Raw genomic sequence first — 11623 nt, 5'->3', positions numbered from 1 at the left:
AAAGGAGTTGCGACCTTGAATAAAATTATTCAAAGTCTAATCAAGGAGTTTGTCCAAATTGAGGTTTCAGGAAAAAAGATAATCAAGGGTACTCTAATTGATCTGGGAACGGACTTAATGGTTATTTTTAACGGAACAGATTATATGTACATTCCTTTCAATCATATCCATAGCTTCTGTTCTATCCCAAAAAATGAATTTGATACGATTTCCCCTACGGAGTCATATAGTATGCAAACTGGAGAAAATAGCGAGAATTTAACCTTGCTATTAACACTTCACCAAGCAAAGGGTAAGAATTCTGAAATTTATTTAACAGATGATCAGCCTCTACATGGTTGTATTACTCAGATAATGGATGACTACTTTGAGTTTTATTCACCCATCTATAAAACTATGTATATATCAACAAAACACTTAAAGTGGCTAATTCCTTATATTTCTAATGAAGGTCCCTACGGGTTTAATAACAACTACTCCAAACCTTTACTTAATGAACCCCTGGTTAATACCTTTAAATCTCAAATAGAAAAGTTTAAAGATAAAATAATTGTGTTCAATATTGGTGGAAGTAAGAGTCATATAGGAAAAATAAAAAATGTAGAGGAACAAGTTGTTGAGATGGAGAAAGCAAGAGCAGCTAAGGATTATTTAAATATCGAACATATAAAAACAATCCATGAAGTATAAGAAAGATATGGATAAGGTCATGAGTAAGCCTTTCATCGAGAAAAAAATAAACAAAAATTAGAAGCATGAAATGTTTCATGCTTCTTGAAGTTGGATATACATAAAGTTTTTTCTTTAGGAATAGTGAATTATTTATATTGGAATATGGACATACACCTCCTGTCTCTTTGTAGAAAGAGAATATACATATAAAGAAGCGGACAATCTCAACAAGGAGAGGAAATGGTATATGTATGAGTTGGCAAATTGGAATCACCATTTTGGTGTTCCTAGCTACTATGTTAGTAATTTTTGTAAGACCTAGAGAAGTAAATGAAGCTTGGCCAGCAACAATTGGTGCCGTAATATTAATACTAGCAGGAATTGTATCATTAGATGATATTTTAGATATTATCAATAAAATTGGAGGGGCGTCCATTACTATAATATCGACAGTTGTCATGGCTGTCATATTAGAAAGCTTCGGTTTTTTCAACTGGGCAGCTACTCGAATTGTAAGTTTATCAAAAGGGTCGGGTTATCGATTGTATTGGTATATTCAGTTATTATGTTTTGGGATGACACTATTGTTTAATAATGACGGTAGTATTTTAATAACAACCCCTATTTTAATACTACTACTTAAGAACATGCGACTAAAATCTCCTCAACAAATCCCCTATTTAATCAGTGGAGCATTAATTGCAACTGCCTCCAGCGCCCCTATAGGAGTAAGTAATTTAGTTAATCTAATAGCTTTAAAAATTGTTGATATGTCTTTATGGATGCATACGTTAATGATGTTTGTCCCAGCAACTTTAGGGTTATTGTTTATGTCATATTTGATGTTCGTCATTGTGAAAAAAAAGCTGCCAGTAACTTTACCAACATCTCTCATTAATATTGAAGAATCATTTTTCACTAAAAACTTCCATCCACTGAAAGCAAGTATTTCCTTAGAAACAAAACAAAAGCGTACTAAATTTATGTTAAAGGTCCTATTCTTTGTTTTAATTGTACGAGGCATGTTATTTGTCGCTTCTTATGTAAATATTCCTATTGAAATCGTAGCAGTAATTAGTTCACTCATTCTTTTGATTTGGAGAGGCTACTATTTAAAATCTAATCCAGTAGATATACTGAAAAAGACGCCATGGCATATTCTAATATTTGCATTTTCTATGTATGTAATAATTTATGGACTGCACAATATCGGACTAACTGCATTATTAGTCCAGTGGTGTGAACCGATAGTTCAGCAAGGTTTATTTCAAGCAAGTTTCATCATGGGGGGATTAGTGTCCGTACTCTCTAACCTTTTTAACAATCACCCTGCATTAATGATTGGGACGATAACATTAACAGAGATGGGCTTAGACCCAGTTACATTAAAAACAATCTATCTTGCCAATATCATTGGAAGTGACATGGGATCTCTTTTATTGCCAATTGGAACACTAGCGTCCCTTATTTGGATGGATATTTTAAGAAAAAATAAAATTAAAATTACGTGGAAAGACTATTTAAGCATCACGATAAAAGTTATTCCGATAACAACGATTGTAACGCTAACACTCTTATATTTTTGGGTGCAAATAGTTTTTAATAACTAAGAAAAATATTATTTATGAAAAGGTTAAAGGTTAGTAGGAACTTTCCAAAAAAAATGGAGATTTCCTACTTTACTATATAAATCTAATTTCTCTTTGGTAAAAACAAAAATAATCCATTTAAAAAAATCTTATCGCCAACTAGAAGATCAAAAAAGTTTGGAATGGTAAGATGAATTTAATATGGAAACATATATTGTCTGAATTATTCTACTTTTATTAGAGTAACTGCAAAAAAATAAACAGTAATTATTAACAAGTACAGTGTGGTTCCAGGACCTATATAAAAACTCTACAAGTATTCGAATTACATTCGTTCTTAGTATGTATATGTTATTGAAGTGAAGAATGACACAATTGCAAAGTAATGAAAAAAATCGTATCTTCTTATAAATATTACTCTAATTACTATTTTAAGTATGTACATAACATGCGATATTGTACAACAGGATAGAAAGTGCATTATCAATAAAATCCTTTTGCTTTAGTTGTTTTTTCAATAGCAAAAGGAGGGTATGACGTAAGCCATCACCCTCCATAAAAGTTTACTATATTAAATTTGTTTCTCCATTGCTCGGTGAGGAATTCCCGCCTCTAAAAACTCAGGAGAGCTTATTGTATAATTTCTTTTTTCATAAAAAAGAATAGCGTGACTTTGTGCATTTAGTTTTAACTTGGTAATTCCTGCTGAAGTCGAGTAGTCCTCCATGCATTGCATCATGAGATTTCCCAAATTCTTTCCACGATAATCTGGAAGAATACAAACGCGTTCTACTTTTCCTATGCCTGGCTCAATTACTCTTATTCGGCCGGCACCAAAAGGTGTGTCTCCATCGTATGCTACAAAATGCACGGCATCCGCATCATACTCATCGAGTTCAAGGTGAAGTGGGACATCCTGTTCCTCTACGAAGACTTTTCTTCTAATTTTAATTGCATCTTCATATTCTTTTTCAATTTCAACTTTCTTTGCGTACACCAATACTTACTCAGCTCCAGACAATCTAAATGTTTCGTAAACAGTCCATGATCCATCTTCTAGTTGGTATAAAAGATGAAGACGATCAATTTCTTCTTCAAACTCTGCACCAATCATTTTTAGTTGAGGAAGAACATCGTCATGTTCACTTGCACTCATCTTTTGAGCGATAGTAATATGAGGAACAAAAGAATAACTTTCCTCATCATTATATTGAATAGCATTTAAATCCTCATGCAGTTTAACTAGCTCAGCTGTTGGTTGCACATTAAAATATATCGCATTAGTAACAGGGGCAAATGAACTAACCTTTGCTGTTTTTAAAGTAAACGGCTTATGATTCTTAACTACTTCGTTAACTTTTTCAGCAATTGTTTTAATCTCATTTTCGTCCGCTTCAAATACTCCTTTAACTGTCATATGTGGAGTAATTAAAGCATAGTGAGGGTCATAACGCTTTCTATAGGAGTTGGCAAAGTCCTGTACCTTTTTAGATGGAAAAGCAACAATTCCGTATTTCATTTTCATAACCTCCTCGAATTTTTATACAAATCACATTACTATTATAACAAATATTTCTCTATAGGCTAAAATTTTGCAATAGTGATCTTTTCATATCTGGTTGCCAAAGCTTCCAAGTATGATTTCCTTTTAATTCGTCATAAAAGGTCAAAAACCCTTTATTTTTTATTAAATTGTGTAACTCTCTGTTTGGAGTGATAAAATCCGTTAATAAGCCATCACCCGTTTTAACTGCTGTTTCTTCGTTTCCAATCACATGGTAAAGAGAAAAAGCATGAACGTCTTCGTGGTTTTTCACTTTTTCTAGAACGTATTCATTTACGAGTGGGGAGTGCATAATTACTTTTCCAAATGTATTTGGATAAGCTAAAGCTGTCATAAGTGAAACGGTCGCAGCCAAGGAGTCGCCTATAAGTGATCTTCCCATACCAACCTGATAAGTAGGATAGTTTTCATCTATATAAGGAACCAATTCTTGAGCTAAAAACCGTATATATGCGGCATGCTGAGAACCATCTGGATGGTATTTATCTCTTCGATCTTTTACGTTTTTATAAGGCACTCCAACGATGATTAAGTTTTCAATCGCTTCTTCTTCATATAAATCGTCAGCTACTCGAGAGATTCTACCCAGTTGAAAATAATCTTTTCCATCGGATGCGATTAGAACCGAATATTTATATAGAGCAGAATAATTTGGTGGCAAGTAAATTAGTAGTTGCATTTCTTCCTGTAAAGCCTCGCTAAAAAGCGTTATATCCTGTATAGTACCTTTGTTCATAAGTTCCTCCTAATGTCATTCATGTAGTACAGAAATTGTATCATATACTAGCAAAGAGGTATAATAAACCAAATGCTAAAACAACAAAGGGGATACTAATATGGATAGACAGACATCAAGAGTTCATTCACGTGAAGTGGAGCAGGCTACAAAGGATGCGTTAAAAAGACGCGGAGTTACTATTGAAGAAATTGCAAAAATCGTATTTGAAATGCAGTTTCCTTACAATAAAGGGCTTACTATAGAGCATTGTATAGAATCTGTAAAAAGCGTATTGAAAAAAAGAGAAATGCAGCATGCGATATTAGTTGGTATCGAACTTGACGAGTTAGCAGAGAAAAAAATGTTATCTGCACCATTACAACAAATAGTTGAAGCGGACGAAGGTTTGTTTGGGGTAGACGAAACGATAGCTCTAGGAGCAGTATTTACTTACGGAAGTATTGCAGTAACTACATTTGGTCATTTAGATAAAAATAAAATTGGACTTATTTCAAAATTAGATACAAAAGTCGGTGGAGCTGTTCATACATTTCTAGATGATTTAGTAGCAAGCATCGCTTCAAGTGCCGCCTCGCGTTTAGCACATCGTACTAGGGATTTAGAAGAACAAAATGAAACATTTGCAGATATTCCACCAGAAGAAACAATACCAGAAGCTAAAGTAAAAGGTGCTAGAACATAAACTGCGTAGCCTCTCAAAAGGAGGCTACACAGTTTTTTTAATAATAAGCATATAAAAATGGCCTGTGAACACAGGGTTCATGATAATTTTACAAATGAATTTGCAAGTAAATGGTGATGTACCGCAAGTAAATGAAGACTTAGAGAAAGTAAATCCTTTAAGGCCGCAAGAAAGCTCCAAATGGAGGTAAGTAAGCAATAGGTGAGAGCAAGTAAAGATAAAATAGGATCAAATCGAACATAAAAGATAAGGAGGCACATGCTTCTTGAGTGCACAAAGTCGCCTGGCAAATGCATATGATTACCGAAAAAAGGATACTAGTTGGTTATGACGTCCGTCACAACCGACTAGCATCCCTAAAAATTCACTTGGTAATAATATAACAAAATGTCTGTCCAAAGCCCTTCGAAAACGATATAAACAGTTTTTGAACTTAAAGGAGCGGATGCTTTTTTTACTCCCCAGATTTTTTAAATCCTGCTTTTATAGCTTCCTGCTCGGTACAGAACCATTCTTCGGGATTTGTTTGCTCATAATATTTCCCACTAGATATATGGTAAATCTTCTTGCCTTGACGATTAATATTGCCCTTGATATCACACTTTCCGGATTTTTGAATTTCTTCCTTTGCGTTATTGCTAGACATAACTGCAGCATTGAAACCACGATCGGTGACGTAATCTTCTGTCTTCCATACGCCTATATTTTTCGTTTCAGCAATTTGGGAAGCTTTCTCGAAATCGTCTAAATACCGAGTGTTCGGAGGGAAAATATAGGCAACACGTGCTAGGCCTTCTTCTAGTAACATTTCTTGGACGCTCACTCCACCCACATAAATATACGCGAGCATTCTGCCATAGTCGTCTAATCGATTCCCCACATCAAACTCAATTGTTACATCCCCACTATTTAATAATTCTTTGTTACGTTGTTTTGCTTCTTCCCCAAGTGGCTGCTTTCCTAATGTGTGATGATTTGTTTCTGGTGTGTCTATTAGCAAGTATCGAACTTTTTCTATGTTTCCGTTATACTTAACTTTAATAGTATCGCCGTCAGTTACCTCTACAACTTCTACTGGAATTTGTTCAGTATTACTGCTCGTTTGAATGACTCCGTTAGTGGAATTTTCTTCACAACCATACAGGAAGCAAAAAAATAGACCAATACATACAAAAAACTTTTTCATTTATATCACCTATTGTAGTTTAGCATAAAACCGAAAGGGGATAAAATCATGACACAAACCGTGGAACTAGCATTTACCTATCGTATGGAGGATGTATTAAAAAGACTAGCATTAGATCCGTTAAATTCTGTAGATCTCTCCAATCAAACAGTCAAAATCCCGATAGATGAAACAATTATAACGGTTCAAAGTATCGGAACATTGCATGAACCAAAATTTATACTAACTGGGTTAGAAACAGAAGAACAATATGAGAGAGTCTTGTCCATATTTCATTTCAATAGAAGTCTTTTGCCTATTCACGAGCATTTTTTAGAAACAAATTTACATTCGTTGTTTGTAAAATTTGAGGGCACCCCTATTATTACCGACTTTTCGTTGTATGGGAATATTATTAAAAGTATTATTCATCAGCAACTAAATCTTACTTTTGCAAGAACACTAACAGAGCGATTTGTTCATACATTTAGTAATAGTAAGGAGGGGGTCTGGTTGTATCCATCTCCTGAGATTATTGCCGAGCTTAATGTTGATACGCTACGCCAAATGCAGTTTAGTACAAGAAAAGCAGAGTATATAATAGGGATATCTAAAGCCATTGCGGAAGGGGCTTTGAACCTAGAATCACTTGCAACTGGCTCGGATGATTTCGTACTTTCTGAACTGATAAAATACAGAGGAATTGGTCCTTGGACAGCGGAGAGCTTCCTGCTATTTGGCTTAGGAAGAGAGAACTTATTTCCTTTGGCGGATATAGGTCTTCAAAATTCGCTCAAACAGCAATGGCATCTAGATAGAAAGCCTATGAAAAGTGAAATTATCCCTCACTTAGCATCTTGGGCACCCTATAATAGCTACGCTGCCTTGTATCTTTGGAGAAATATAGAATAAAAAATCAGCTTTTCCTTTTATAGAAGGGAAAAGCTGATCCTATATACATTATTCAATTAGTTGTCTCCATTTCACCTTGATCCTCTTTAAAATATAAAAATGATTCTTCCTCTATTTCATTCATACGTTCTTTATTAAGCCCTAATTCAAAAGCTCCAGTAAAAATGGGCTCCCACCAAGTTTCTGTTTCAGTCATTATTATTTCCTCCCATTAATCGTTTTTTTTTCTATACCAAGTCTATACCCTGCCAAGTTTAATACATAAACCAGTTAACTGAAAAATGAATCATTTAGCATAGGTATTCTGAAGTCTTATAGACTTATAGTTACAGTCTATAGTTGGGAATGACTTCTTGAAAATAGTATTCCACGAAAGACACACTTCATGTATTCCAATATAAATGTTTGTTCTTTCTTCTATTTGAAATAAATAGTATGATTCCCTTAAGATAAAATGGAATAAAAAGGAGCGATTAAATGAAACTTACAGAGCAACAACTAAATCATATGTTAGATGAACATCAAGCATATTTTTATGCTGGAATGACTAGAACTGTAGCATTTCGAGTAGAACAATTGGGAATACTAAAAACTGCGATTAAAAAGTATGAAAAAGAAGTGATTGAAGCATTATATAAGGATTTAAGAAAAAGTGAATTTGAAGCTTATGTGACGGAAATAGGGTTAGTTTATGATAATATTTCGTATATGATTAAAAATATCGAGCAGTGGATGGAACCAAAGTATGTAAAAACTCCAGTTGCGCTAATGCCATCTAAAAGTTTTATCGTAAATGATCCTTATGGCACGGTTTTGATCATTGCACCATTCAATTATCCATTCCAGCTTATTATGGAACCACTTATAGGAGCTATTGCTGGAGGGAATTGCGCTGTTATTAAACCGTCTGAAGCAACGCCACATACATCTAAAATAGTAAAAAAAATTATTTCGGAAGCATATGACCCAAGGTACATTCGTGTTGTAGAGGGAGAAAAGGAAGAGACTTCGTTGTTAATTCATGCACCTTTTGATTTTATTTTCTTTACGGGAAGCGTCCAAGTAGGAAAGATAGTGATGAAAGCAGCTGCGGAAAGATTGACTCCAATTGCTTTAGAATTAGGAGGGAAAAGTCCAGCTATTGTCGACCATACTGCAAATTTAGCTGTTGCAGCTAAACGTATTGTGTGGGGGAAATTTGTTAATGCTGGACAAACTTGTATAGCACCGGATTATGTATTAGTTGAAGAAAATGTAAAAGATAAGTTTATCGAACAGTTGAAGAAAGCTATTGCTCAGTTTTATGGTAAGAATTTGCAAAAAAGTCCTGACTTTGGAAGAATTGTGAATGGCAATCATTTTGATCGACTTATGCGAATTTTAGAAGCGGAGAGTAATCAGATTATTTTTGGTGGTAAAACGGATAGAGATGATTTATTTATCGAACCAACGCTGTTAAATGGGGTAGATTTTAATAGTCCATCTATGACAGATGAATTGTTTGGACCATTATTACCTATAATTGGTTACAAAGATTTACGGAGCATCATCCATCGAATTCGCCAATTACCAAAACCTTTGGCTGCTTATATGTTTAGCGAACACGAAAAAGCGCAGACATTTTTCCTTCAAGAGCTACCTTTTGGTGGCGGTTGTATAAATGACACGATTACTCATGCTGGTAGTCCGTATTTACCATTTGGTGGAGTAGGAAACTCCGGGGTTCAATCTTATCATGGAGAAGCAAGTTTTACTTTATTTACCCATCAAAAATCCATCGTGAAGAAAAATACTACCTTACCAATTAATATTGTTTTCCCACCGTATAAAAATAAGGTGAAGTTAGTAAGAGGCTTGCTAAAGTAATTTAATATAAATTCTTCCATCATAATTTTATTAAGTTATGATGGCTTTTTTAACTGCTAAAATTGTAGAGAAAACAAATAAATGCTTTATTCTAAATCTTAATTAAATGACTTAAATTATCCATATTTACGTATAGTTATCACATTGACAAATAGAGACTATTTTACTAATATAATATATAATATTGATACTTATTAATCATTTTATTGGGGTGGGGAAGCAGGATGAAGTCAGTATTTAACACGAACACTGATGAACTAATATATAAAGTTAAAACTGCAATTGCCAATGAGTCATTGGCAAGTGATATTGCACTTCAAGAGAAGCTAGACGATGCCTTTTTTAAAATGGAACTTATGGATTATGCAGTGAACGAAACAATGATAATAGCAGTTACAAATAAGGCTGGTCAAATATTATTTGTAAATAATCGCTTTTCTGATATTACGGGGTATTCAAAAGAAGAATTATTAGGAAATACACATAAAATTATTAATTCGAAAACCCATCCTAAATCTTTCTTTAAAGAAATGTGGTCAACCATTCTTAAAGGGCATACATGGACAGGTGAAATATGTAATAGACGTAAGAATGGTGAATTTTATTGGGTAAAAACATATATAATTCCTGTTGAAACATATGGTAATGATACCTATTTTCTAAGTATCCGCACTGATATTACACTGGAAAAAGAAAAGGAAATATTATTACAATCCAAACTAATATCATCTTTTGAAACAGTAGTACATCATATTAACAATTTAGTCTTCAAAGTGGAAAAAGATACTCATAACAATTATGGTTTTTCATTATTGACAGGAAAAGTGGCTTCGGATTATTTAGCGAAAAAAGGGTTACAAACAATTCAACCATGCAGTGATTCTCTTAAAACAAAAATATTAAGTCCTACTCATAGTATAAATACATATTTTTCAGAAGAGATGACGGACCGATTATTATTTAATCTAAACAAAGTTAATATTGGTGAGGAAGTCTCCTATAAGGAATGGTTAGGCGATAGATGTGTACATATTACAATCTCTCCTTTAGAACAAAATGGGACAATTAATGGTGCGATTGGAATTGGAAATGATATAACGGAACTCGAATCCGCGAGAACTGAACTCGCAGAGCTTGCGTATCGTGACCATTTGACAAATACTTATAACACCGCTGCCCTAGAGAGAGATATCGTACAAATGATTCAAAATAACTCGCCTTTTAGTTTTGTGTATATTGATTTGGACCGATTTAAAAACATTAATGATTCCTTAGGACATGTTACCGGTGATTCCTTATTAAAGTTAGTTGCGACGAGAATTAAGAATTTCTATAAGCATACAGGAGAGTTATATCGTATTGGTGGGGATGAATTTGTTGTGCTGATTGCGGAACAACAAAAAGATACTACAACGTTGGAAAATGCAAAGCTAGTAATACAAATGATAGAAGAGCCATTTAGTATTGAAGAAATGGAAATACATATATCGTGTTCGATAGGTATAGCTTGCTTTCCACTTCATGGATCCAATTATAAGGAAATGCATCGAGCAGCTGACTTAGCGCTAAATATTTCAAAGGAGTATGGCAAACGAAATGCTGTGTTATTCGAGCGAGAACATATGGAAGGGTATGTCAACAAAGTAGGTTTAGAAAGTGATATCCGATCAGGTCTAGATAATCATGAGTTTTACCTCGTTTATCAGCCTAAAGTCAATTTGAAAAGTGAAGCTGTTCATGGCTTTGAAGCATTGATTCGTTGGAATAAAAAAGGCAAAGAAATTATTCCTCCAAACGACTTCATACCTTTCGCGGAAGAAACTGGTCTCATTATTTCAATTGGAAAATACGTATTAGAGGAAGCCTGTAGACAGGGTGCATTGTGGATTCGACAAGGGGTTCCTTTTCAAACTATTTCCGTCAATATAAGTCCTGTAGAGCTAGAGCAATCTGACTTTTTAGTAAATCTACATGCAATTTTAGAGAAAACGGGGTTGCCTCCAGAGTATTTGGAAATTGAAATGACAGAAAATATATTAATGAAAAATATGGATAGTTTATTGAAGCTACTATATGAATTAGAGAAACTTGGGATTAAGCTAGCACTGGATGATTTTGGTTCAGGTTTTTCTAATTTCCGTTATTTAAGTGAGCTGCCGATTCATACATTAAAAATTGACCGCAGTCTTATGGATCGAGTATTAATAGGCCGAGATGAAATGATTGTATCCTCTATAATTAGGATCGGTCACAGTTTAGGACTCGAGGTAGTTGCAGAGGGAGTAGAAACTTTAGAGGTCATTAAGTTTTTGAGGAATCATGATTGTCACACTGTTCAAGGTTATTACTACTCAAAACCAATAGATGCGAATCAAATACCAAATTTTGTATTAAAAAATATATAATACTCTGATAAGATAATAGCAAGGAATTG

11 protein-coding genes are annotated in these 11623 nt (G+C 34.1%); 6 read left to right on the top strand and 5 right to left on the bottom strand.

Annotated elements, in window-relative coordinates; translation table 11 throughout:
- The first annotated feature begins 15 nt into the window (after positions 1 to 15).
- Together MKY37_RS04315 and MKY37_RS04310 are read left to right on the top strand one after the other, a co-directional pair.
- Positions 16 to 690: a DUF2642 domain-containing protein gene (locus MKY37_RS04315; protein WP_340774152.1), complete on the top strand. Its 675-nt coding sequence runs from the start codon at positions 16 to 18 to the stop codon at positions 688 to 690.
- A 233-nt stretch (positions 691 to 923) separates the two neighbouring features.
- Entirely contained in the window at positions 924 to 2282 is a 1359-nt protein-coding gene (locus MKY37_RS04310) for an arsenic transporter (protein ID WP_340774150.1), read from the top strand.
- A 550-nt stretch (positions 2283 to 2832) separates the two neighbouring features.
- Here the strand turns inward: MKY37_RS04310 and MKY37_RS04305 are convergent.
- The 3 genes from MKY37_RS04305 to MKY37_RS04295 are packed head-to-tail and all read right to left on the bottom strand — an operon-like array spanning position 2833 to position 4561.
- Positions 2833 to 3261, bottom strand: a complete 429-nt coding sequence (locus MKY37_RS04305) for a GNAT family N-acetyltransferase (RefSeq protein WP_340774148.1) — start codon at positions 3259 to 3261, stop codon at positions 2833 to 2835.
- A 3-nt stretch (positions 3262 to 3264) separates the two neighbouring features.
- Positions 3265 to 3780, bottom strand: coding sequence for a YjcG family protein (locus MKY37_RS04300; RefSeq protein WP_340774145.1), 516 nt, complete (start codon positions 3778 to 3780; stop codon positions 3265 to 3267).
- A gap of 58 nt (positions 3781 to 3838) precedes the next feature.
- Positions 3839 to 4561: an alpha/beta hydrolase gene (locus MKY37_RS04295; protein ID WP_340774143.1), complete on the bottom strand. Its 723-nt coding sequence runs from the start codon at positions 4559 to 4561 to the stop codon at positions 3839 to 3841.
- A gap of 100 nt (positions 4562 to 4661) precedes the next feature.
- Here MKY37_RS04295 and MKY37_RS04290 point away from each other — a divergent pair, with 100 nt between their 5' ends.
- Positions 4662 to 5246 carry a phosphatidylglycerophosphatase A family protein gene (locus MKY37_RS04290; protein WP_340774140.1) on the top strand — a complete coding sequence of 195 codons (585 nt, stop codon included), beginning with the start codon at positions 4662 to 4664 and terminating at the stop codon, positions 5244 to 5246.
- A 454-nt stretch (positions 5247 to 5700) separates the two neighbouring features.
- Here the strand turns inward: MKY37_RS04290 and MKY37_RS04285 are convergent, their stop codons facing one another.
- On the bottom strand, positions 5701 to 6432 hold the full coding sequence (locus MKY37_RS04285) for a thermonuclease family protein (protein ID WP_340774138.1): 732 nt from the start codon (positions 6430 to 6432) through the stop codon (positions 5701 to 5703).
- A 45-nt stretch (positions 6433 to 6477) separates the two neighbouring features.
- Between MKY37_RS04285 and MKY37_RS04280 the strand changes: the two genes are divergently transcribed.
- Positions 6478 to 7323, top strand: coding sequence for a DNA-3-methyladenine glycosylase family protein (locus tag MKY37_RS04280; protein WP_445323060.1), 846 nt, complete (start codon positions 6478 to 6480; stop codon positions 7321 to 7323).
- Between the two features lie 52 nt (positions 7324 to 7375).
- On the opposite strand, the gene MKY37_RS04275 is transcribed toward MKY37_RS04280, so the two are convergent.
- On the bottom strand, positions 7376 to 7519 hold the full coding sequence (locus tag MKY37_RS04275) for a hypothetical protein (RefSeq protein ID WP_340774134.1): 144 nt from the start codon (positions 7517 to 7519) through the stop codon (positions 7376 to 7378).
- Positions 7520 to 7800: 281 nt separating this feature from the next.
- Here MKY37_RS04275 and MKY37_RS04270 point away from each other — a divergent pair, with 281 nt between their 5' ends.
- Together MKY37_RS04270 and MKY37_RS04265 are read left to right on the top strand one after the other, a co-directional pair.
- Positions 7801 to 9189 carry an aldehyde dehydrogenase gene (locus MKY37_RS04270; protein ID WP_340774132.1) on the top strand — a complete coding sequence of 463 codons (1389 nt, stop codon included), beginning with the start codon at positions 7801 to 7803 and terminating at the stop codon, positions 9187 to 9189.
- 224 nt (positions 9190 to 9413) lie between these two features.
- Complete coding sequence (locus MKY37_RS04265; RefSeq protein ID WP_340774129.1) at positions 9414 to 11594, top strand: sensor domain-containing protein; 2181 nt, start codon at positions 9414 to 9416, stop codon at positions 11592 to 11594.
- The last annotated feature ends 29 nt before the right edge of the window (positions 11595 to 11623 follow it).

The sequence above is a fragment of the Psychrobacillus sp. FSL K6-2836 genome, from assembly GCF_038003085.1.
Lineage (GTDB): Bacteria > Bacillota > Bacilli > Bacillales_A > Planococcaceae > Psychrobacillus.
This window is presented reverse-complemented; position numbering and strand designations above follow the sequence as displayed.